The organism is Pseudomonas sp. CFII64, assembly GCF_000416235.1.
Taxonomy (GTDB): domain Bacteria; phylum Pseudomonadota; class Gammaproteobacteria; order Pseudomonadales; family Pseudomonadaceae; genus Aquipseudomonas.
This window is the reverse complement of record NZ_ATLO01000026.1, coordinates 114,306-138,112: the sequence shown is the minus strand read 5'-3', so window position 1 is coordinate 138,112 and position 23,807 is coordinate 114,306. Positions and strand designations below refer to the sequence as shown.

General features: G+C 60.5%; 17 protein-coding genes. 10 read left to right on the top strand and 7 right to left on the bottom strand.

Features of this window, described 5'->3' with window-relative positions; translation table 11 throughout:
- Positions 1-36: 36 nt before the first annotated feature.
- The 3 genes from CFII64_RS12220 to ptsP are packed head-to-tail and all read right to left on the bottom strand — an operon-like array spanning position 37 to position 5,601.
- On the bottom strand, positions 37-1,779 hold the full coding sequence (locus tag CFII64_RS12220) for a PTS fructose-like transporter subunit IIB (protein WP_020291087.1): 1,743 nt from the start codon (positions 1,777-1,779) through the stop codon (positions 37-39).
- 13 nt (positions 1,780-1,792) lie between these two features.
- The gene (pfkB, locus tag CFII64_RS12215) at positions 1,793-2,734 is read right to left on the bottom strand and encodes a 1-phosphofructokinase (protein ID WP_020291086.1); all 942 of its coding nucleotides are present in this window, start codon (positions 2,732-2,734) and stop codon (positions 1,793-1,795) included.
- A complete protein-coding gene (gene ptsP, locus CFII64_RS12210; protein ID WP_020291085.1) occupies positions 2,734-5,601 on the bottom strand; it encodes a phosphoenolpyruvate--protein phosphotransferase in 2,868 nt (955 codons plus the stop codon). Before ptsP ends, pfkB begins: the two co-directional genes overlap by 1 nt.
- Before the next feature lie 346 nt (positions 5,602-5,947).
- Between ptsP and cra the strand changes: the two genes are divergently transcribed.
- Complete coding sequence (cra, locus tag CFII64_RS12205) at positions 5,948-6,943, top strand: catabolite repressor/activator (RefSeq protein ID WP_020291084.1); 996 nt, start codon at positions 5,948-5,950, stop codon at positions 6,941-6,943.
- A 3-nt stretch (positions 6,944-6,946) separates the two neighbouring features.
- Positions 6,947-7,762 (top strand): TatD family hydrolase, encoded by an 816-nt coding sequence (locus CFII64_RS12200; RefSeq protein WP_020291083.1) that lies wholly within the window; start codon positions 6,947-6,949, stop codon positions 7,760-7,762.
- A gap of 104 nt (positions 7,763-7,866) precedes the next feature.
- On the opposite strand, the gene ampE is transcribed toward CFII64_RS12200, so the two are convergent.
- The 3 genes from ampE to CFII64_RS12185 all read right to left on the bottom strand — a co-directional run bounded on the left by ampE (position 7,867) and on the right by CFII64_RS12185 (position 11,675).
- Positions 7,867-8,703 carry a regulatory signaling modulator protein AmpE gene (gene ampE / locus CFII64_RS12195; protein ID WP_020291082.1) on the bottom strand — a complete coding sequence of 279 codons (837 nt, stop codon included), beginning with the start codon at positions 8,701-8,703 and terminating at the stop codon, positions 7,867-7,869.
- A complete protein-coding gene (gene ampD / locus CFII64_RS12190) occupies positions 8,703-9,266 on the bottom strand; it encodes a 1,6-anhydro-N-acetylmuramyl-L-alanine amidase AmpD (protein ID WP_020291081.1) in 564 nt (187 codons plus the stop codon). The genes ampE and ampD overlap by 1 nt, the downstream gene beginning before the upstream one ends.
- Positions 9,267-9,428: 162 nt before the next feature.
- Positions 9,429-11,675: a DUF1631 domain-containing protein gene (locus CFII64_RS12185; protein ID WP_020291080.1), complete on the bottom strand. Its 2,247-nt coding sequence runs from the start codon at positions 11,673-11,675 to the stop codon at positions 9,429-9,431.
- Between the two features lie 342 nt (positions 11,676-12,017).
- On the opposite strand from CFII64_RS12185, the gene nadC reads away from it, so the two are divergent.
- The 8 genes from nadC to CFII64_RS12145 all read left to right on the top strand — a co-directional run bounded on the left by nadC (position 12,018) and on the right by CFII64_RS12145 (position 22,678).
- Complete coding sequence (gene nadC / locus CFII64_RS12180; protein WP_020291079.1) at positions 12,018-12,866, top strand: carboxylating nicotinate-nucleotide diphosphorylase; 849 nt, start codon at positions 12,018-12,020, stop codon at positions 12,864-12,866.
- Between the two features lie 534 nt (positions 12,867-13,400).
- Complete coding sequence (locus tag CFII64_RS12175) at positions 13,401-14,555, top strand: outer membrane beta-barrel protein (protein ID WP_020291078.1); 1,155 nt, start codon at positions 13,401-13,403, stop codon at positions 14,553-14,555.
- Positions 14,556-14,591: 36 nt separating this feature from the next.
- On the top strand, positions 14,592-15,119 hold the full coding sequence (locus CFII64_RS12170; RefSeq protein ID WP_020291077.1) for a polysaccharide biosynthesis/export family protein: 528 nt from the start codon (positions 14,592-14,594) through the stop codon (positions 15,117-15,119).
- Position 15,120: 1 nt separating this feature from the next.
- Positions 15,121-17,340 (top strand): polysaccharide biosynthesis tyrosine autokinase, encoded by a 2,220-nt coding sequence (locus tag CFII64_RS12165; RefSeq protein ID WP_020291076.1) that lies wholly within the window; start codon positions 15,121-15,123, stop codon positions 17,338-17,340.
- 148 nt (positions 17,341-17,488) lie between these two features.
- Positions 17,489-18,874 carry an undecaprenyl-phosphate glucose phosphotransferase gene (locus tag CFII64_RS12160; protein ID WP_020291075.1) on the top strand — a complete coding sequence of 462 codons (1,386 nt, stop codon included), beginning with the start codon at positions 17,489-17,491 and terminating at the stop codon, positions 18,872-18,874.
- A gap of 13 nt (positions 18,875-18,887) precedes the next feature.
- Positions 18,888-20,291: a lipopolysaccharide biosynthesis protein gene (locus tag CFII64_RS12155; protein ID WP_020291074.1), complete on the top strand. Its 1,404-nt coding sequence runs from the start codon at positions 18,888-18,890 to the stop codon at positions 20,289-20,291.
- On the top strand, positions 20,278-21,225 hold the full coding sequence (locus CFII64_RS12150) for a glycosyltransferase family 2 protein (protein WP_020291073.1): 948 nt from the start codon (positions 20,278-20,280) through the stop codon (positions 21,223-21,225). The genes CFII64_RS12155 and CFII64_RS12150 overlap by 14 nt, the downstream gene beginning before the upstream one ends.
- Positions 21,226-21,397: 172 nt before the next feature.
- Positions 21,398-22,678: a hypothetical protein gene (locus CFII64_RS12145; protein WP_020291072.1), complete on the top strand. Its 1,281-nt coding sequence runs from the start codon at positions 21,398-21,400 to the stop codon at positions 22,676-22,678.
- Here the strand turns inward: CFII64_RS12145 and CFII64_RS12140 are convergent.
- Complete coding sequence (locus tag CFII64_RS12140) at positions 22,675-23,778, bottom strand: glycoside hydrolase family 5 protein (protein WP_020291071.1); 1,104 nt, start codon at positions 23,776-23,778, stop codon at positions 22,675-22,677. The genes CFII64_RS12145 and CFII64_RS12140 overlap by 4 nt on opposite strands.
- Between the last annotated feature and the right edge of the window lie 29 nt (positions 23,779-23,807).

The following is a 23,807-nucleotide window of genomic DNA, read 5'->3' as shown; positions in this document are numbered from 1 at the left end:
TCTTCGGGGACAAGTCCCCTCCTACCGGGTTATGGTTCACGCGCTAGCCGGCACAACCTCCATCTCCACCACTTCCGGCCGTTTGAGCAGCGCATACGTCACGCCTGTCAGCAGACTGCCCGCCACAATCGCCAGCAGATACAGCAACGCGTGGTTGATCGCATTGGGGATCAGCATGACGAACAAACCGCCGTGGGGCGCCATCAATTTGCAGCCGAAGTACATCGACAGCGCGCCGGTCAATGCACCGCCGGCGATGCTCGCCGGAATCACTCGCAATGGATCTTTGGCGGCAAAGGGAATCGCGCCTTCGGAGATGAAACACAATCCCAGCACAAAGGCGGCCTTGCCCGCCTCGCGTTCGCTTTGGGCAAATTTGCGCCGGGCGATGAAGCTGGCGATGCCCATGCCAATCGGCGGCACCATGCCCGCCGCCATGGCCGCCGCCATCGGCGCGTAGCTCTGCGATGCCAGCAGGCCCACCGAAAACGCGTAGGACGCCTTATTGATCGGCCCGCCCAGATCGACGCACATCATGGCGCCGAGCACCACGCCGAGCAGAATGGCATTGGTGGTGCCCATGCTGTCGAGGAACTGCGTGAGGCTTTCCAGCAGCCCCGCCACCGGCTTGCCGACCACATAAATCATCACCAGCCCGGTAAACAGGCTCGACAGCAACGGGATGATCAGAATCGGCTTGAGCGCTTCGACGCTGGCCGGCAAACGCGCATAACGGTTGACTGCCCAGGCGCTGTATCCGGCAATGAAACCGGCCGCGATCCCGCCAATGAAACCCGCGCCCAGCGTGCTCGCCAGCAACCCGCCGATCATCCCCGGCGCGAGGCCCGGGCGGTCGGCGATGGAGTAAGCGATGTAACCGGCCAGCAACGGCACCATCAATTTGAACGCTGCGTCGCCGCCAATCTGCATCAAGGCCGCCGCGAGAGTGCCTTGCTCCTTGAACGCGGTAATCCCGAACACGAACGACAACGCAATCAGCAAACCACCGGCAACCACCATCGGCAGCATGTACGAAACGCCGGTCAGCAAATGCTTGTAGACGCCGGTTTTTTCCTGCTTGGCCGGGGCTTTACCAGCGCCGCCAGTGGATTCGACCTGACCTTCGGCCAAGGCCTTTTTCAGGGTCGCTTCGGCTTGCTTGAGGGCAATACCCGTCCCGCAGCGATAAATCCGCTTGCCGGCAAAGCGCTCGGTATTGACCTCGATGTCGGCGGCCAGCAACACCACGTCGGCATCGGCGATCACCTGATCGCCCAGCGGATTACGAGCGCCCACCGAGCCCTGGGTTTCGACCTGCAATTCATAACCCAGACGCTTGGCCGCTTGTTGAATGGCTTCGGCAGCCATGAACGTATGGGCCACGCCGGTTGGACAGGCGGTTACCGCAACGATGCGCGGCACGCGGCTGGCAACTGGCGCAGCGGCTGGCGAACCCACGGCGGCAGCAACATGAACCTGCGCCTGCTCGGACGCGCGACGCAGGAAGCCGTCGACATCCTGCAACGCGTGGGCTGGCGTGTCCTGAAACACACGCTTGCCGACGAAGCGATTGAGGTCGATGGCGCCGGTATTGACCACCAGCACCCAATCGGCAGCGGCAATTTGCTCGGCAGACAATTGTTGCTCGGGGTTGCGCGGGTCATGGACCTCGACGCTGGTGCTCCAACCCTGGCGCTGCGCGGCCGCATCCAGCAAACGGGCGCTGAGGACGCTGCTGACCTTGCCGTTCGGGCAGGCCGTCACAATGGCTAACTTCATCACAAATCCTCTCTTATTGTTCTGCCAGAGTGCGCACGTTGACGCCGCTTTCAAGCCGTTTGAGTTGCGCCGCATCGCTGATGCCAAAGCCGATCTGGGTCACGGCCATGGCCGCAATCGCGGTGGCGGTGCGCAAGGTTTGTTGCGGCGAATGGCCGCTGAGCAGGCCGTGAACCATGCCCGCCAACAGCGAATCGCCCGCGCCGACAGTGCTGGCAACCGTGACTTTGGGCGGCAAGGATTGCAGCGCGGTGCTGGAGCTGAACCAATGCACACCTTCCGATCCCTGGGAAATCACCACATGCTCGATGCCCTTGGCGCGCAGGCCGGCAGCGGCTTCGGCCTGGGCCGCGATGGAAATGATCGGCGCATCCAGCGCATCGGCCAATTCCTCGGTATTGGGCTTGATCAACCACGGGCCAGCCGCGAGCCCGGCGCGCAACGCCAGGCCGCTGCTGTCCAGGGCGATTTTCAGGCCCAGATCCTTCAGACGCACCAGCAGTTTATGCAGCCATTCCGGGCTGACCCCGCGTGGCAGGCTGCCCGCGACCACCACCGCGTCGAAACCGGTAGCGATCTGCTCGACTCGCGCATACAGCGCTTGCTGCGCCTCTTCGCTGACCATCGGGCCTGGGCCGTTCAGGTCGGTGATGCGTCCGCTGTGCTCGGCCAGCTTGATGTTGCTGCGGGTTTCGCCGGGCACCCGGACAAACTCATCAATAAAACCGCGTCGGGCAAACAGCGCTTCGAAGGGCTGCTGATTATCGATGCCGAGAAAACCGGCAACAGTCAGCTGATGGCCCAGATCGGCCAGCACCTGCGCCACATTCAAGCCCTTGCCCGCCGCGTGGCTGAGCATGGCTTCGCTGCGATTGACCTGCCCCAGCTGCAAAGGACCGAGTTGCACAGTCAGGTCCAGCGCGGGGTTCATGGTCAGGGTAAGAATTTTCGCCATTACACAGCCTCCACGAGCGCGCGCACTTCGCTGGCGCTGCCTAAGGTCAGCGCGGTTTGCGCCAGTTGTTGCGCGGCACTCAAGGTCAGTTCACGGACACAGGCTTTGACCTCGCCAATGCTGCGCGCCGAAACGCTCAACTCGTCGACGCCGAGGCCCACCAGCACCGGAACCGCCAACGGATCAGCCGCCAGCTCGCCGCAGATGCCGACCCATTTGCCATGGGCATGGGCCGCGCGCACGGTGATGTCGATCAATTGCAGCACGGCCGGGTGCAGGCCGTCAGCCTGAGCCGACAGGGTTGGGTGACCCCGGTCGATGGCCATGGTGTATTGCGTCAGGTCGTTGGTGCCGACGCTGAAAAAGTCCACTTCCTTGGCCAGGACCGGCGCCAGCAAGGCCGCCGACGGCACTTCGATCATGATGCCGATCTGCAAGTCGGGAACCGGAATCTCTTCCAGCAGGCGCAAGGTCATGTCCCGTGCCTGACGCCACTCCTCAACGGTACCGACCATGGGAAACATGATGCGCAGCGGGCGGTTGTCAGCAGCGCGCAACAAGGCGCGCAACTGGCTTTCCATGACGTCCGGACGTTGCAGGGTCAAGCGGATGCCGCGCACCCCGAGGAACGGGTTTTCTTCCTTGTCGATGGGCCAGTACGGCAGCGGCTTGTCACCGCCGACGTCCAGCGTGCGCACCACCAGCGGCCGACCTTGCAGATCGTCGAGCACGCGGCGATATTCAGCCTCTTGGGTCGCTTCATCCGGCGCCTGGGAATGGGCCATGAACAACAATTCGGTGCGCAGCAGGCCGATGCCTTCCGCGCCTTGAGCGACAGCGGCTGGCGTACCGGCGCTGTCGCCGATGTTGGCGAAGACTTCAACCGCATGACCATCGCGGGTCACCGCCGGGTCCATGCGCTTTTCGGCAGCGGCTTGCAGGCGTTGCTCGCGGGTGTCGCGATCCTGAGCGGCGCGTTGCAGGGTTGCGGCATCCGGCGCGACGCTCAGGCGGCCTTTCTGGCCGTCGAGCAACAACACCGTGCCCGGCTTGATCAGCAGCACCGAATCACCCGCGCCAACCAGCGCCGGAATGCCCAAGGCACGGGCGACGATTGCGCTGTGCGCCGTGGCACCGCCGCGTGCGGTGAGAATCCCGGCGACTTGCACCGGGTCCAGACGCGCCACATCGGATGGCCCGACTTCATCCATCACCAGAATGTAGGGCTCGTCCGGCGCGACCAGGGTTTCGATGCCGCAAATCTGCGCCAGCACCCGCCGCCCCACGTCGCGCAGATCCGCCGCCCGCTCGGCCAGCAACGCATCGTGCAACTGCTCCTGCTGCAGCGCGGCGCTATCGATCACGCTCGCCCAGGCCGCCGCCGCGCTTTCACCCTGCTTCAGGCGCAAGGCGACTTCGTTGCTCAACTCAGGATCGTCGAGCATTTCCTGATGGGTAATGAAAATCTCGCGAATGGCCTTGGCCTTGCTGCGCTGGATCAGGCCTTCGATGTCCTGGCGCACTTCGGCCAGCGCGCCTTGCAAGCGCTGCTGTTCGATAGCAACCGACTCGCCGAGCAGCGGGTAATCAAATTTCTGCAACACTTGAATATGCGCCGGGCCAATGGCAATGCCCGGCGATGCGGGCACCGCCTGCAACTGGCTGCCGTCCAGCGGTGCGACAACAGCTTTGCTGACCACTGCTTCGAGAGAGGCTGGCGCGGGGGACGATGCCGATGGCAGCGGTTCGATGTCCTCGCCCAGCCCTTCCAGCACGGCAGCCAACAATGCGGGCAGCACGTCGGCGGCGATGCTCGGCTCGGCGATGAATTCCAGCACTTGACCACGTCGCGCGCCGAGGCTGAGCAGCTTGCTCAAGCTCTTCACTGACACCGCGCTTTCACCGGTATCGACCACACGGACGCGAATCTCGCCTTCGAAATTTTTCGCCAGCTGCGCAAGAATCTTCGCTGGCCGCGCGTGCAAACCATGGGCGTTCGCCAGCGGCACACGTTGCGTTGGCCATTCGGCTGGCAACTCGCCGCCCAGCGCTTCAAGCACCGCGCGACTGCTGGTGGCCTGGCCCAATTCATGGCCGCGACCTTCAATCAGCAGCGAACACAGACGCTCAAGCAAGGCCTGATGAGCTTCGCCGAGGCTGGCCAGGCAGAACAGACCGTTCAGCGGCTGACCCAGATAGCGGATTGGCTTGTCCGGAGTGACAAAGGCCAGGCCCGGACGCTTGACGGTTTGCTCGCTGTGCAGCCACCACAAGCCATCGCCCAACGGCAGCGCTTCGACTTGCTGCAATACGGCGGCGAAGCCGTTGCTGACACAGTCGGCCTTGCGCAACAGCCGGGCGCCGCGCCAGACCAGTTCTTCGAAATCATCCGCTGAAACACCGAGGCTGATCATCTGCGCATCCAGCGCCAGCTCTTGCGGCGCGCCTTGCAGCAGTTGCAGCAGCGCTTCGGGTGTTTTTGCCTGACGCAGGGCTTCGCCCAGGTCGGTTTCGCCCAGGGCGCGGGTCAGTAATTGCAACAGGCGCAAATGCTCGTCGGACTTGGCGGCGATGCCAATGGCCAGATACACCATCTGCCCGTCACCCCAATCCACCCCTTCGGGGAACTGCATCAGGCGCACGCCGGTGGCGAATACCTGATCGCGGGTTTCGGGCGTGCCGTGGGGAATCGCGATGCCCTGACCGAGAAAGGTCGAGCCTTGCAGTTCGCGGTTCTGCAAACCGGTCAGATAGCCATCGGCAACCAGACCATCAGCGACCAGCAGACCAGCAAGCAGTTGCAATGCGGCGGACTTATCCACGGCCGTCTGGGCCATGGAAATTTGCTCTACGGTAAGCTCGAGCATGCCTAACTCCTGTGCAGCGCCGACTCAGCGCCTGGATTCTTGTTTTAAGAGCGATCTGTAACAGTGACCGTCAGCTTAGGTGATGAAAACGATAACCATCTGACAGCGTTTTCAGCGGAATGACAGCGATTCAAATAAATTTGCTGAATCGTTTAATCTACATTGCCCGGCACGTTACTTGATTATCTGCGCCGGTTGAAGCCCACTCGGTCCGATGCTATGCGCCGAAGGCAAATAAAACTGAGCATTTGATTCTGGTTAACGGTCTGCTGTCATGATCAGTCGGGATGGGCGAAAATCCCCCGACGCCGTTTCGAAGCGCTCAATAACAAAAGGAATTCCAGCGTTGAAACTCAGTGATATCGCGCGCCTGGCCGGGTGTTCCGTGACCACCGCCAGTTACGTGATCAACGGCAAGGCCGAACAGCAGCGCATCAGCAACGCCACCGTCGAGCGCGTTCGCGCCGTGGTCGAGGAGCATGGTTTCCGGCCCAACCCGCAAGCCGCCGGGCTGCGCAGCCGTCACACGCGCACCTTGGGGTTTATCCTGCCGGACCTTGAAAACCCCAGTTTTGCGCGCATCGCCAAGTTGCTGGAGCAAGGCGCAAGGGCGCAGGGTTATCAGTTGCTGATCGCCAGTTCCGACGACGATCCCATCAGCGAGCTGCAATTGCTGCAATTGTTTCGCGCGCGGCGCTGCGATGCTTTGTTCGTCGCCAGTTGCCTGCCCACCAGCGATGACAGTTACCGCGAGCTGCAAAGCAAAGGCTTGCCGATCATTGCCATCGACCGGGAAATGGACCCCGCGCACTTCTGTTCAGTGGTCAGCGACGACCATGACGCCAGCCTGCGCCTGACCCACAGCCTGCTCGCGACGAATCCTGCGCATATCGCCCTGATCGGCGCGCGCCCGGAGCTGATCATCAGCCGCGCCCGCGCCAACGGTTTCGAGCACGCCCTGAATGGGTTCGCCGGGAAAGTCATGATCGAGCACGGCGAAGCGTTCAGTCGCCAATGCGGCCAGCGCTTGATGAATGAGGTGCTGGAAAACCTGGGGCATTTCCCGGATGCATTGATCACCACGTCCTACGTCTTGTTGCAGGGGATTTTCGACGTCTTGCAGAGCCACGCGGTGAATCCGCAGCAGTTTCACCTGGGGACATTCGGTGACACACAACTGCTGGATTTCCTGCCGTTGCCGGTCAACGCCATGGCGCAACAGCATCAGGTCATCGCCAGCATGGCGCTGGAACTGGCCCTGGCGGCGATTGAAAAGGACCAGTACGAACCGGGGGTTCACGCCATCGTGCGGACCTTCAAGCAACGCATTCACGAGGGCTGATCGTTGACGCTGATCGATACCCACACGCATCTGGATTTTCCGGACTTCGACGCGGATCGCGCGGCGCTCCTCGCCAACTGCCAGCGATTGGGTGTCGAGCGTTTGGTGGTGCTGGGGGTTTATCAGCGTAACTGGCAACACGTCTGGGATTTGACCCTGAGCGATCCGGCCCTGCACGCGGCGTTCGGCCTGCACCCGGTATACATCGATGAGCACCGCCCCGAGCATCTGGTTGAGCTGGGTGACTGGCTGTCTCGCCTGCAAGGTCATCCACAATTATGCGCTGTGGGCGAAATCGGCCTGGATTACTACATAGAGACACTGGATCGGCAGGTTCAGCAGCGGCTGTTCGACGCCCAACTGCAACTCGCGGTGGACTTCAATCTGCCCGCGCTGATTCATGTGCGGCGCAGCCATGCTGACGTGATCGCGAGTTTGAAGCGCTTCAAGCTCAAGCGCTGCGGGATCATTCATGCCTTTGCCGGCAGTCGCGAAGAGGCACGGGAGTACATCAGGCTGGGTTTCAAACTCGGCCTGGGCGGCGCCGCGACCTGGCCGCAAGCCTTGCGCATGCATCGGGTGATCGCCGAACTGCCACTGGACAGCGTGGTGCTGGAGACCGACTCACCGGACATGGCGCCTTCGATGTTTCCCGGCCAACGCAACAGCCCGGAACATTTGCCGCAGATTTGTGCGGCATTGGCCGAGCTGATGAATATATCCGCCGAGCACCTGGCCGAAGCCAGCACGCGCAATGCGCGGGAGTTGTTTGGGTGGGCAAACACTGCCCCAGCTACCGGGTTTGCGCCAATCAGGTAGGACCGGACTTGTCCGGGAAGGCGTCGCGTCTGCCGAGACGATCTTCAGTGCCTGCACCGGCGTCTTCGGGGACAAGTCCCCTCCTACCAAGTAGCTGGCGCACGTCAGACAAACAACGTCCACAACGCAAATCCGGCATACCAGACAATCGCCGCGCGGATCAGCAATTCCCAGAGCACGTCCAGGCTGGTCACGCCTTCGGCTCCCATCGCGGGTGCAGGGACTTCGCTGGCGACGCAGCCGATTTTCGCGATCAGCTGAGCGGCGCTGATGTTCCAGTTGAGCAACTCATGCAGCATCACCCGGCTGACGGCGACAAAATTGCCGACCAGCGCAAAGCTGGCCGCCAACAGGCGTACCGGCACCCAGTCGAAGGCATGTCGCAGTTGCCCGGCAGCATCGCGCAGAGCCGGCGTCTTGCCGTTTTCAGCGGCCAGGGCTAACAAACGATAGGCCAGCGCAGCCACCGGGCCGAGCAGGAAATACCAGAAAATCACCGCGAAGAAGCTTTGATAGGCCTGCCACAACAGATAACCCTGCACGCCTTCGAGCAACTGCTCGCTGTTGTCGGCCTCGACCTGCATGTCACGTTCGGCCACCAGCACGGCGGCCTCTGCGTCACCGCGCCGACAGGCATCGCGAAACGGCCCGAGCGCGGCAATCAGATCGCCCCGGCCCAGGCTGTAAATCAGCACCAACAGATGCACGGGAAACGCCAGCCAGCCATTGAACACCGAACCGAGCACCACCAGCATCAACGCCAACAGCACGACTGGCAACAACACCAGCACGCTGAGGATCAGCCACGGCCGCGAGGCGAAACGCGGGTTGGTTTCAAGCCGGGACAGTTCGCTCAACCAGGGCCAGTCACGCTGCACGCGCTGACGCAGGGCGGAAAACTTTTCTATCCATACAGCGAGCAGCAACACCAGGAAACTCATTATTTACTCCTCACTTCGTCCAGCAGGGCCGAGTGCATGCGCGACCAGTCAAAAAACGGCCCCGGATCCGTTTTGCGGCCGGGTGCAATGTCGCTGTGCCCGCAGATTCGCTCGCCGGTGATGGCTGGGAATGCGGCCTGCAACTGGCGGGTCAACTCAATCAATGCAGCGTACTGCGCGTCTGTGAACGGTTGATCATCGGTGCCTTCGAGCTCAATGCCGATGGAAAAATCATTGCAGGTCTCGCGCCCCTGAAAGCTTGACACACCCGCGTGCCAGGCCCGCTCCAGACAGGATACGAACTGGAAAACGTCGCCATCACGCTCAATCAGAAAATGCGCCGATACGCGCAAATCGGCAATGCCCGCGAAATAAGGGTGCTCAGCGGAGTCCAGCTGATTCTGAAAAAAAGCCTGCACCTTGCCGGTCTTGAACCGGGCTGGGGGCAGGCTGATGTTGTGGATCACCAATAACGAGATTTCATTCGCCGGGCGCGCGTTGAAATTGGGCGATGGGCAGTGCTGCACGCCTTGGCACCAACCGCTTGCGGGATCCAGATGCATGAGTGTTCCTTGAACGGACAAGTCGATAGCCGCAAGTATGCCCGCTGTGAGGGAGGGTGTGGGGGAGTAATTGGCGGGGATATGGTGGCCCGTAGGACCGGCTTTAGCCGGGAGGGCGTGCTCCCGGCTAAAGCCGGTCCTACGATTGTTATATGACGTCGGTCAAGCACCCTTGAGCTTGCGCAGGTTGCCGATCACTGATTCCAGGGCGCGGTCGAACAGCAGCGCGTCGTCGAGCATGCGAATGGCGCCGCGACGGAATTCCACGGCCAGGCCCATGCGGGTTTTTTCCAGGACTTTCATGCCGGTGCGGTTGACGAACACATAGCGACCGCTCGGCTCGACGATAGCCGCCAGCTTGCAGCGCAAGCGGTGCTCTTCATCTTCCTGAATCTCGACCCAGCAACCCAGACGCAATTGGTCGACTTGCAGCAGGCCTGCGTCATCGTCCGGCAGGGGCTGAACAGGATCATTGATCAACTGCTCGCCGGGTGCGACCAGAATGATTTCTTCAACCACTTCAATCATTGACGGGCCTGCCACACCCTCGCCTTCAGCTTCCGCCGGAGCGCCTTCGGCGGCTTCGTCCTGTATTTTCGAGAAGTGCTGAAACGCTTGCACATGCAGCACTTCAAGCTGGCTGAAGAATTCGCTGGTGGCGAACGGATCGAACGCAGCGCTGGCCAGGCCTTCACGCAGCGCCTTGAGCAAACCCGGAACCAGATCCAGCAAGCGCTGGCGGGCTTCGGGTTCTTCGTGCAGTTCGACGCTCCAGATCAGATCATCCATGGCAGCCAGACCCGCTTCCCACTCGCCGGACTCATCACCGTGCTTGAGGCAAGTCAGCAGCAAGACTTTGCTCCAGGCTTCCTGAAGCAAGCGCACCACCACTTCCGGCAAGGTCTTGCCGACCAAGCGATCGTTTAATTCGTGTTGCACGCGCAGGCGGGCCATTTCGGCGCGGGCGCGGCCCTCCTCGGCGTCTCGGGTACGCTGTTCGAGCAGCTCGCTGCGGCGCCGCTCATCGCTGGTAAACGCGAGGAAATCCACCAACAACTCGGAAAAAATCGCCGGGTCGTCGACAAAATCATTGAGCAGGCGCTGCACGATCTGTTCAACGCGCACGTACAACGAGTCACGCTGGTAGTCGTCCCGTCCGCCCCAACCCAGGGCCGCGGAAGCGATTTCGTTGAGCAGCCGCCGCGCAGGATGACTGCCGCGACTGAAAAAGCTTTTGTCGATGACCGCGACTTTGAGCATCGGAATTTGCAGACGTCCAATCAACGCCCGCAGCGATGACGGCAGGTTACGGTCATCGAGGATGAATTCGAAGAGCATGGCGATCAGATTGATCACGTCTTCGTCGCCGCCACCCACCACGCGAAACTTGCCGCTTTTCACGCTGACGCGGGTCAACAGCTGCTCCAGCTGATTGCGCAGATCGAAATCGTCATGGGCCTCGGGCGACGGCACGTATTGCTGCAGGTGCGACAGCAGGCGCAGCAGATCCTGGCTGGAAATAGGTCGGGCTTCGGCATTGGGCTCATGGCGCGGCGCAAGATTGCCGCGCACCTGCAAGAGCAATTCCTGCAAGGCAGAGAACACTTCCAGCACGCCTTTGTCGAGCTTGTCGGCGGCCTGAGCCAGACCAGGATCGGCCAGGTCGCTGGCGCGGGCCTGGCGGGTCACACGATCTGACGCGCGACGAGCCGGCAAGGCTTTGAGTTCGGGCAGCACGCCAGTGGCAATCAACAGTTGATTGGCTTCGGCATATAAATGATCGGCATCGGCCAGTACGTATTTTTCGAAGAGCTTGAGAATGATCAGCTTGACCTTGATCTCAACGCCCAGGCTGCGCCCGGCCTGCAAGAAGAAATCGCAAAGCATGGCCGGGCCCATCGGGTTCAAATTGTCGCTCAACGGCTGGGTTATCAGTTGATTCAGACGCGTCGTCAGCTGCCCAAGGGCAACGCCATCGCGACTTAAAACTTTGGCCACCATGGCATCCACGGCGACGGTTTTTTCCAGGTCGTCGTTGTGCACCAGGGCCAGCTTGTCAAAGGTCATGGCGCCCGGGATCACCGGCTCGGTGATCTGATACTGACCAAGGCGCAGGAACGCTTCATAGAATTTGTCGAGAAAGGCCCGCTCAATGCTTTTGCGCTTCAGACGCAGGTCGCGCATGGCTTCAAAGAAGGTGTTCTGCTCGGTGTTGTTTTGCGCCCGATCAGCCATTTCGAAAAGCGTGTCGTCTGCGTTGTCGAATAGCGCCTGCAAGGCTTCCTTGAGCTGTTGCGCGGCCTTGTCCCGCACCTGCAGGAGCACAACCGGCAAACGGGCAAGCGGCGAATTCGCAGCCAGTTCAGGGCTCGCTTTGTTCAACGGCACAACTTTTTCGTCGTTTTGCATCAAGCCCCCTACCAGGAAACAACCGCGACCGCACAATCCAGGCTCAGAGCACCGTTTTTGCGGGGCATTACGTATGCGCTGAAGAAACGTCAAAGTCATGACGTCAAATACAAGTCGGATTATCTTTCAATTCATGTCCACGGCGCCAGCACTGCTTTTACCGTTTTGAACGATTGATAGATTGACCGGTACAGCGATAGACCGCAGAAAAGCCATTCCATCGCAAACGTTGCAAAAAAACCGACCAACAGCACCGGTGAGCCGCGACGCAAAGCCGTTCGACAGGTGGGTCGCAGGGATAACCTGCCTTATACTCGCGCCACTTTGTTACTGGAGTTCGATATGCCGAATTTACAACTCGCCGCCCTGAGCACTGAAATCGAGGCCAACGTGCGCCGGGCGCTGCTGGAAGACGTCGGCAGTGGCGACATCACCGCCCAGTTGATTCCGGCCGAGCGGCTGGCCAAAGCCACGGTGATCTCACGCGATGCGGCGGTTATCGCCGGTACGGCGTGGGTCGATGCGGTGTTCCGCCAGCTGGACCCGCGTGTGGCAGTGCACTGGCAAGTGGTCGACGGTGATCGGGTCAAACCGGACCAGGTGCTGTTTCATCTGGAAGGTCCGGCCCGCTCATTGCTGACGGGCGAACGCAGCGCGCTGAACTTCCTGCAGATGCTGTCGGGCGTGGCCACCAAAGCGCAGCATTACGCTGACATGGTCGCTGACACTCACGTCCAGCTGCTGGACACCCGCAAAACCCTGCCCGGCCTGCGAATGGCGCAGAAGTACGCGGTTACCTGCGGCGGCTGCCATAACCATCGCATTGGTTTGTTCGATGCATTCCTCATCAAGGAAAACCACATCGCTGCCAGCGGCGGTATTGCCGAGGCGATCAGCGCGGCGCACAAGATTGCACCCGGCAAGCCGGTGGAAATCGAAGTGGAAAGCCTCAGCGAGTTGCGTCAGGCACTGGATGCCGGTGCAGACATTGTCATGCTTGATGAATTGAGCCTGGACGATATGCGCGAAGCAGTGACGTTCAATGCCGGTCGCGCCAAACTCGAAGCCAGCGGCGGGATCAACGACCAGACATTGCGAGTGATCGCTGAAACCGGCGTGGATTACATTTCCATCGGCGCGCTGACCAAGGATGTGAAAGCCGTGGATCTGTCGATGCGTTTGAGTCTTTAAGGCTGCCTTAGCGGGTAAGAATATGCCTGTGGGAGAGGAATTGTCCTCGATAGCGGTAGTTTCAGCACCACAGGTGGCCCAGACCGATCAGGTCGTCTGGGCTGGTTATCGAGAACAAGTCCCACAAAAGCCCGCTCGGTCAAGAATAATTAACACTGTAAAATCTCTATTTATAGAAAGCGTCTACATACTTGGAAACAGCAGAACAGCTCATTAAGTTTATTTATCCGCCGATGACAAATCGATTCACTGTTTCAATATTAAATATCGTCAATACCGTTTGTCACTGCACGACTCCGAACGGTTGCGCTTGTCTTGCATTCCGAATATTTAATAAAAGCGAAATTACTGTTATCGCCAAACGTTTTAGGCGCTGGATCTATCCGAGTAAAGTAAGACTCGTGCGGTAGCCTACCCGTTATTCGGCAACTCCAGACTCTCTCTCCCAGACAAGCTCGTCGTGATCAACACTTCCGCGCAACGGCGATCTCCCTTGCGCGGCGCGTGTTCGTGCGGCGTATACGGATCATGCAAATGAACAGGCAAAACTGGCTGGCCCTGCTTGTCCTTTCGCCCTTTCCGATGTCGGCCATGGCCGGTAAACCCCAGAGCGTTGAAGTCGGTGGTTTTGAGTTCACGCCGACGCTGAAGGTAGGTGAACGGTATGACGATAACTTTCGCACCCTCCACAACGGCACTTTGTCATCGTGGATTACTTCGCTGCGCCCCACTTTCCTGCTGGAAGCGCAAACACGCAAAAGTGCGTACCAACTGGAATACGCCGTGGACAGCGAGACCTTTCACGATCACGCCGACGCCAACCATGTGGATCAGAAAATAGCACTTAGAAGCGTGCTGGAGTTCGATTCGCGCAATCGGTTGAAATGGGAGTTGGGTTATAAGCGTGCCGAGGAAACAGCCGATACCGCCGACCCGCTGGAAAACGATAAATACACCCGCAAAAACGCGCTGCTCGGTTACAGCTTTGGCACGCAGAGCGGCATGAACCAGATTGATGTTTCGGCCGAATATGAGGAGCTGCGTTATCGCAACAGCGGCGATCTCAACAAAGACGAAGAGCACGACACCCGCGCTTATGTCGCGACCTGGTATCACCGGCTTGGCGGGCGCACCCGAGGGTTGTTCGAGCTGCGTCGCAGTGACTACGACTACGTCATGCCGGGCAGCCCGCGCAACAGCACCGGCAGCGCGGCATTGATCGGCTTCACCCGGGATGTCACGGCCAAGACCAGCGGCAGTTTGCGCGTGGGCTATGAACGCAAGGATTTCGACAGCGGCGCGGTCAGCGACCGCAGCAGCCCGACCTGGGAAGTCGGCCTGGCCTGGAAGCCGCGCACCTATTCCACCTTTGAATTGAACATGCGCAAGGCCTTCGATGAAGGTGACGACGGCGCCAGCACAGTGCACACCACCAGCACCCGCTTGAGCTGGACCCACAAATGGTCGGGCTGGATTTCCTCAAGGCTCGACTACCGTCACGCCGAGCGCGAATACCTGGGCCTGAGCCGCGACGACACGCTGGACGACTATGGCGCGTCGCTGATCTACGCCGTCAATCGCTGGGCCGACATCAGCCTTGGCTATCGGCGCTGGCATAACGATTCCAACGTCAGCGACGAGCGTTACACGCGCAATGTCTATCTGTTGAACTTCGATTTGAGCCTTTGAGCCCTGAAGCAACTGGAGTACCTGGAGGGAAAAACCATGTCTCTAAGCCAGTTCTGCCGTATTGCGCTTTTGCTCATCCTCAGTAGCCCGTTATTCGCTGCGCCCCAGTACCAACTCAACTCAGGCGACATTCTGCGGATCAATGTCTTTGGGGAAACGGACCTCAGCTTCGCGGAAATCCGGCTCAACGATGCCGGCACCTTTTCCTACCCCTTCATCGGCGAGGTCAACGCCAAAGGCAAGACGCCAGGTCAAGTCGAGGCCTTGCTCACGGACAAACTCAAGGACGGCTATCTGGTTGCGCCCCGCGTCTCCGTCAGCGTGCTGGCTTATCGACCGTTCTACATCAGCGGCGAGGTGAAGTTGCCCGGTGGCTACCCGTTCGAACCGGGCCTGACGCTGGATCGGGCGATTGCCCTGGCCGGCGGCCTGACCGAGCGCGCTTCGGACCGACGTATCTACATCGTGCGCGGCGCCGACACGCGACGCAGCAGCCAGAAGGCGAGCCTGAACACGCTGGTCGAACCCGGCGACACCATCACCATTGAACAGGGGTTCTTCTGACATGGACCAGATGACGTTGAGCAACCCAAGGTTGCCGCAGCATTACGTGCCCATCGTTGACGACCGCGACTTCATCGACTCGCGCAAGCTCGGCCTGATCCTCTGGACGCATAAATGGCGCATCGCCGCACTGGCGGCAGCCGCGACCCTGGCCGTCATCCTTATCCTGCAAAACATCACGCCGGTCTATCGCGCCACGGCATCGTTGGTCATCGAGCCAAAAGGGGCGACGTTGATCACGTTTCAGCAGCCGACCTACGATTCGCCCAACGCCGCCGTCGACTACCTGCAAACCCAGATCACGCTGATCCAGAGTCGCGCCGTGGCCGAGCGTGTGGTGCGCCAGTTGAATCTGACCGAACATCCCGAGTTCGATCCACGCCAGCGTCTGCATCTGCTGCGCGACGCGCGCGCGGCAATGGCCCGACTTTACCCAAGCGCCTTTCCCGCCAGCTGGCTTGCCAGTCGCAGCATGACCCCGACCGAAGTGTTCGACGCCACCGTCCGGGAATTGATGGACCGCACCAGCGTCGGCGCTCAGGGCAAGAGTCAGCTGGTCAATATCAGCGTCAGCCTGGCCGACCGGGAAACCGCTGCGCTGGCGGCCAACGCGCTGGCTCACGGCTATCTGGACAGCCGGCTCGATGCGCAAATGAATGAATCATTGAACGCGTCGAAATGGATGAACAGCCGGATGATCGAGTTGCGCACGCAACTGCAGGAGTCGGAAAACAAACTGCAACGCTACCGCGACGCCGAGGGCCTGGTGGACGTGGACGGCGTGGTCACGCTCAGCGCCAACGAGCTGTCGAAAACCAGTGATCGCATGATTGATGCGCGCCGCCAGCGTGCCGAAGCGCAAAGCCAGTACGCCCAAGTGAAGTCGATGCTCGGTTCGAAAAGCCTGGCCAACCTGTCCAGCGTGCCCGCAGTGATCGGCAATCCGGTGATCCAGCAATTCCAGACCAACGAAGCGCAAGCCAGAGCCAAGGTCGACGAACTGTCGCGTCGTTATGGGGATCGCCATCCGAAAATGATCGCCGCGCGTTCGGACCTCGCGGCCGCGCAGGCGAGTCTGCGCGGTCAGGTCGATCAGGTGGTGGCGGGCCTTGAACGTAATTACCAGCTGGCGCGCGCCAATGAAGAATCCTTGCGCTCATCAGTGGATACCAGTCGTGCGCAGATCCAGGACATCTCGCGCAAGGAATTCAAACTGCGCGAGCTGCAACGGGACGTGGACAGTAATCGCACCTTGTACGACACCTTCGTGACCCGGCTGCGCGAGACCACCGCGACCGCTGATATCGGCGTCAGCAACGCGCGAATCGTTGACCCCGCGATCATGCCCAGCGAACCCAGCGCACCGAAAAAATCCCTGATTGCGTCGATCACCGCGCTGCTGGCGCTAGTGCTCGGCTGCGTGTATTTCCTGCTGCGCGACACGTTGCACAATGGCTTCAAATCCGGTGAAGACATCGCCAGGAAACTCAACCTGCCCGTGCTGGGCCTGGTGCCCCTGTTGCAGAAGAAAAATCGCAGCAGCATTTCCCGGCAGTTCGAACGCAATGACGACGCCGACTTCACCGAAGCCATCCGCACCTTGCGTACCGGGATCATGCTCGGCGATGCCCAGCAGCGACGCAGCCTGCTGGTCATCACCTCGACCCTGCCCGGCGAAGGCAAGAGCGCCATTGCGGTCAACCTCGCGTTTGCCCTGGGCCAACTGGAACGGGTGCTGTTGATCGAAGCCGACCTGCGCCGCCCCAACCTGGCGCGCAATCTGGGCATGAACGCCGGACAGCCCGGCCTCGCCAGCCTGATTACCGGTCAGGCAAAAATAGATACCTGCATCCACCGTGTCGGCCAGGTGGACATTCTCACCGCCGGCGAAATACCGCCCAACCCGCTGGAACTGCTGGCCTCGGCCAACTTCGGGCGCTTCATCGAATGGGCTCGGCAGCATTACGACCGGATCATTCTCGACTCGCCGGCCAGCGATGCGGTCAGCGATGCAGCGGTGCTCTGCGCCATGGCCGACGCGGCGATCTATGTGATCAAGTCCGAGAGCACGCCCGCTCCGCTGGTGCATCAGTGCATCGACCAACTTCTGCAAAACGGCGCTCCGCTGACCGGCGTGGTGCTCAATCAGATTACCCCGTTGAAAGGACGCCAGGGATACAGCCAGCACTACCGTTATCTGCCTCGTGAAACCACCCAGTAAGGCGTAATTGCGCATCTTGGGCCGCCGTCGTCATGACGCGGTTGAGCACGTTATCGCCTGCACATTCTGGCCGCTGCATGCGTTTTATGACTCGCCGCTGCCGAGGGCGAGCAACTGCGCCATGCCACCTATCGGGGAGATATCCACCATGCTTGCTCAACGGCTACATCCGTCGGTCAATCGACGCGGCCTGACGTTCTGGGCGCAATGGGCCTGCGCCATGGGTCTGACCACGCTCGTGACTTGCGCCATTGTCTATCAGGCGACCGGCGCGATTCCCTACGCCTACCGGGTTTTGGTCATCGTCGGCGTGCTCGCTTCGGTGCCGATCTATAGCGCGCTGCACGTCTATCACAAGCGCTTCGGCTACCTGATGGGTTTGCTGCGCCTGCTCGGCGGCTGGCTGCTGCTGGTCGCCGCGCTCGCGGTGTTGTCACTGGCTTGCCTGGACCCTGGCGAGCTGGACAAGGGCTTGCTCTACGAAGTCGCCGTCGCGGGTTGTCTGGCGCAATGCGCGACGTACCTGCCCCTGCGTTATCTGGTCAGCCTGCATTCGCGCTGGCTGCGCAAGGAACGAGTCTCGGTAATCATCGGCACATGCCCCATGGCCTACACCCTGGCGGAACAGCTGCGGCAGCGGGTTCCGGTGCTTGGACTGGTCGCGACCGAACCCGATGTTTCGTCGATAGGCGGCCAGCCTCCGGTGCTCTGCGAACTGGCGCAGCTGCGGGAACTGGTCATCAGCGATCACGTGCGCCGCGTGTACATCGCCCTGGCGCTGAACATGATCACGCAGATCGAATCCATCTACCTGAACTTGCTGGACCTCAATGTCGACGTGGTCTGGGTGCCGGATTTCGGCAGCATGCTGCTGCTCAATCAATCGGTTTCCCAGATCGAACAGTTCCCGGCGATTTACCTCAACGAAACGCCGCGCAGCTCTCATCCCGCCGCCACCCTGGGCAAGGAAATGTTCGACCGCAGCCTCGCGTTGCTCGCCTTGCTGGTGCTGCTGCCGGTGATGTCGGTGATTGCCGTGGCGGTGAAGCTCTCGTCACCCGGCCCGGTGTTTTTTCGCCAGCCCCGGCATGGCTGCAACGGCGAGGTGATCAACGTGTGGAAATTTCGCTCGATGCGCGTGCATGAGGACAATCACGTGCAACAGGCGACCCGCGATGATCCACGGGTCACGCCGGTCGGCGCTTTTCTGCGCCGCACTTCGCTGGACGAACTGCCCCAGTTGATCAATGTGCTGCGCGGCGAAATGGCCCTGGTTGGCCCGCGCCCGCACGCGATTGCGCATAACCAGTATTACGGCGCGCGAATCCTCGCTTACACCGCACGCCACCGCATCAAGCCGGGTATCACCGGCCTGGCGCAGGTCAGCGGCTTTCGCGGCGAAACCGAAACCCTGGAAAAGATGCAAGAGCGTCTGGAAAAGGACCTGGACTACATCAATCACTGGTCGCTCTGGCTGGATATAAAAATCCTGCTCAAGACGCCGTTCACGCTGTTCTCGCGCAACATCTATTGATATGGAGACGGACATGGCTGATCCGGAATCAGGCGCTGCCGTACTGCCAGGTCGAGACAGCGGCTGGCGTGGGCGCTGGCGACAGGCGGCCCGCGCACGCCTGCTGCGCAACATCGCTACAGCGGTGTCTGGCAGCGCCGGCGCGCAGGCGATCAACCTGGCGCTGATTCCAGTGATCATGCGCATCTACGGCCCGGAGGCGTTCGGCGTGGTCGGCACCTTCCAGAGCCTGACCATCATCCTGATTCCGGCGTGTGCGCTGACGTACCCCATGGCGATTGTCCTGCCCAAAAGCGACACCGACGCTCGGGGCCTGATCCGCCTTTCGCTGTGGGTGGCGCTGAGCATTGCGAGTCTGTCCGCGCTGCTCCTGTATGTTCAGGGGCCAGCGATGGCCAGCGCGCTGGGCATCGACATTCTGACCCCTTACCTGATGCTGCTGCCCATCGTGATGTTCAGCGCCGCCGTGCTGGAAATCACCCAGCAATGGTTGTATCGAACCCAGCGCTTCAGCCTTACCGCGCGCGGCGCAACCTTGCATGCACTGGTCTATAACGCAACGCGCAGCCTGGCCGGACTGGTGCAGGCTTCGGCCCCGGTGCTGGTGGTGACCAGCGCGCTGTATTACCTGATCCACAGCGCATTATTGTTGCTGGGCATGACCTTCAAACCCGCCGCAACCAACCTCGCAACGGCCCACCCGTCAACCTCCGCCAGCCTGACCAAACTCGCTGGGCAGTATCGGGATTTCCCGCTATTTCGCGCGCCGCAGGTGCTGATCAATGCCCTTTCCGTGCACATGCCGACGCTGGTGCTGGCGGCGTCCTTCGGCGCAGTCTCGGCGGGATTCTTCGCCCTGTGCCTGCAAGTGCTGAGCATGCCGAGCAACTTTATCGGCAAGGCGGTCGGCAGCGTTTATTACCCGCGCATTACCCAGGCGATTCACGCCGATGAAGCGGTGACCGGACTGTTGGTGCGCGGCGTGGCCGGCATGGCGCTGGTGGGCATCGTGCCATTTGCGACACTGGCGCTGGCCGGCCCCTGGTTGTTCGGGCTGGTGTTCGGCGCGCAATGGGCGGCCGCTGGTGAATATGCCCGCTGGCTGGCGTTGGCGGAGTTCGCTGGCTTCATCGCAGGGCCCTGCGCAGTGGCGATTCCGGCGCTGACCCTGCAAAAACGCTTTCTGGTGTTCGAGATTGTCAGCACCACATTGCGAGTGATCGCGGTATTTGTCGGCGCGCTGGTGTTCAAGAATGCCCTGGCGGTGGTGATGGCTTTCGCGGCCGCCAATACCGCAATCAACCTGAGCCTGATCGTCGTGGTGTTGTTTGAGGCCCGGCGCTGGCGTCGAAATCAAGATCCGTCGCTTCGCGATCCCTCGTCTGCGCAGGAGTCATCCGAACATGGCCACGGCTAACGTATGCGCGCTGATCCTCAACTGGAACGGCGCTGAACAGACCATCAAATGCGTGCGCTCAGTGGACGCTTACTGCGCGATTCCCCTCGTGGTGGTCGACAACCATTCCGAGGCTGCGGATTACCAGCGCCTGACCGACTATTTCAGCACGCGAACCGATGGCGATACCTGGATCGGCACGCAGGAGCAGATCGGCGAACATTCAGACCAACACCGCACTTGCCTGATCAGGAATGCAGGCAACTATGGCTATGCCGGCGGCAACAACGTGGGCATCGATTACTTGTTCCGCGCTGGCTACGACCACATCTGGCTGCTGAACAACGACATCACCGTCGAAGCAGACTCATTGCAAGCGCTGCTGTCGACTCTGGACAGCGACCCCCATTGCGGGTTTTGCGCGTCGATTCTGGTCTATGCCGATCATCCGGAGATCGTCCAGTGTGTCGGCGGCGGGCAGCTTTATCCGTGGTTGGGCAAGGCCCGATTGGTCGGCAAGAACCTGGGGCGCGACGAACTGGGCCAGCACCTTGGCAAACTGCCGAAACCGGATTACCTGATGGGCGCTTCGCTGCTGATCAAGCGCGACGTCATTGAGCGTGTCGGCCTGATGGATGAGCGATATTTCATGTACTCCGAAGAAGTGGACTGGCAACGCCGCGCCGCCGGCCTGGGCTTTACCTGTCAGGTGGCGACACGCAGCTTCGCCCGCCACGGCGACAGCGCCAGCACCCAGAACCGCAGTCATATGTTCCATTTCTATCGAAACCGCGCCGCGATCATGTACAACAAAAAATTCCACTCAATGCCCTGCTACCTGTTTTCGGCGCTGGCCCTGACGGCAATCACCGCCCTGCAAAACCGCCACAACCTGAAAAACATTCGGTATGGGATCAAGGGCATCGGCGAAGGCTTGGTGTTTTCCTGGCGTTGAGCAGCGCAGGTCCCGTTGGAGCGTCACTGTGGGAGAGGACTTGTCCTCGATAGCTGTAGTTTCGGCACTGCATATGGGCATGCGGATCGGCGTCGTCTGGACTGGCAATCGAGGACAAGTCCTCTCCCACAAAAGCCCTCTCTTCATCGAATTGCATTGAGAGACATCTCCGATGATTCGCAAACTCTTTGCCTATCGCGCCTTGCTGTTCTTGCTGTTGTTGATGAACTCGGCGTGTCTGTTCCTGACCGACGATAAAAAGGCCGGCATCCCGTATCTGCGCGAATTGTTTATCGTCGCCATCGTGCTCGGCGCTCTGGTTTTATTGCTGACCTGGAGCCGCGCCCAGCAATCGCGCGCAGGCCTGTGGATACTATTTTTTGGCCTGGTCCTGCCGCTGCTTTCAGCGCTGCTGGCGGCGCTGAACTTCGGCCAGCCTTTGGGCTTTGGCTTGCTGGAAGAGCGCCGCAGCTTTCTTTATCTACTGTTCTTCCCGATGCTGTTTTTGCTGATCAAAGCCCATCCCACCCAGGAACAGCTGGAGAGGTTCATGCTCTGCTGCGCCGTGGCCTGCGTGGTGGTGGGTTATCTGTATTACTGGGGCGTACTGCCGGAAAACAACGACGTCAGCTTTACCGTCGATGAAAAGGATTACGGCATCAATCCCTTGCGGCCCAATCGCTTCAGCATTGGCGCGCCTTATGTCAGCGCCTGCGCTTTCATGCTGATGTATCGCCTGCAACGATCCATGTCGTGGTTCGCCATCGCGTTGTTACTGTTATTCGCGTCGTATCTCTGGCTGGTGATTCAGACGCGCAACACCATGCTGATCTGGGCGCTGGCGGGGATCTGGATTTTTCGCAGCCGGGTCGGCTTGCTGGTCAAACTCGGCATCCTGACAAGCGCCGTGCTGCTGGCGGCTTTTTTTCTCGCGCCGGATTTTTTCGCGGCGCAACTGAGCAGATTCGATGCGCTGTTGTTCGAGGCACGGGAGCCGGGCGTGCGTAATATCACCACGCAAATCGTGGTCGAGGAAGTGGCGCGCAACGGTCTGATTGGCATGGGCGCGCTGTCCCTGCAATGGCAAGGCGGTTTCTCGCGGCTGTACAACGGCTATTTTTATCTGTCGGATGTCGGCCTGCTCGGGGTCTATTACCGATTTGGTTTCCTGACGCCGGTTATCGCGTTGATCTACTACCTGGGCTTCTTGCGCTTCATGTCCTATTGCCGGAAAAAAGGCGATCTGCTCAACGCGTTGCAGCTGACATTCTGGTTCAACGGGATCAATTTTTTCTTCTCCAACACCATCATGTATGGCGGGGAAATCACCGGGCTGTCCATCGCTGCGTTCGTTTATTACGCCCGCACCCAAGATTCGCCAGCAGCGGCGAGGGCTAGCTGGCTGCCCGACGGTACGCAGCGCAGCAGGACTGCGGAGCTGGCCAAAACCTAACGCCGGGTCACCGTGCAATGCGGCGCCACCAGGTATTTGGCCAGCACCGGCCATTGCGGACGATCACGGCCGTTTACCGGCTCAATGGACAGCGAGTAATCGCCCCACGCGGAACCCGCCGACCAATACGCCAGCGGCACACATTTTTCTTGCAGGTAGGCCAGCAAACGGTCCATGGCCTGCCCCCAGCGCGGGTCATCCGCCGGGAATCCGGCTTCGCCGATCTGGCCCCGCTTGCCGTTTTTCTCCAGCCACTCGACAAATGGCCGGACGCGTTTCACGGCAATGTCCGGATCGAAGCGCTGCCCGAGGACTTTCTGATAGCGCCCGCTGGCGTCTTCATCGAAATACAGATGGGCGGAATAAATCAGGTTGTTGGACGGATCTTTCAGGTCCAGCAAGGCATCGTTGTGCTGGGGCCAACGCGTCGCACTGGACCAGGAACGGCCTTCAATGATGATCGGGCGGTGCCAGTCATTGGCGCGTATGGCGAAAATCCCGGCCTGCGCGGCCTTGGGCCAATGCTCGTCAGCCTCATCATGGGGTTCGTTCATGATGTCGTAGGCGTACAGCGCCCGAAAATCCCGCCAGCGCAGCGACACCCGGTGCAGCAGATCCCGGTAAGCCGTGATCGGTACGTTCTTGCTGCCCAGCACTTCATTTTCATAACGGCCGAAGTTGTGCACATCGAGCGTGACCTTGATCCCGCGCCGCTCAGCCTGGATCAGCATCTTGTCGATCAGCGAGGCATAGGTTTCGTCCAGCTCGCCCCCGAGCTTGCGCTGCAAACGTTCCCAGCGCATGGGGAAGCGAATCGCGCGGATGCCTTTGGCTTGCCATTTATCGAAATAATTTTCGTCCGGGAAAAAATAATGCGTGCCGTTCTCTCCCGGCCAGACGCCCTCGGAAAACTCCGCACCCGAGACGTTGATCAAGACCATCGGCGCTTGCCTCGCGGCCTTTTGCCCATTGGCCGCAAAGGACAGCAGCAACAGCACGACGACGAGCAGCCATTTGCCCGTCCAGTCGATGCCGCCGGGCGTTGTCACCGATGGCTTTGCAAGCGTCGCCGTTGCGGCGGTGTCCAGTGAATCGAGCATGTGAGCTGACCCCCTTGTTTGGGTGCATC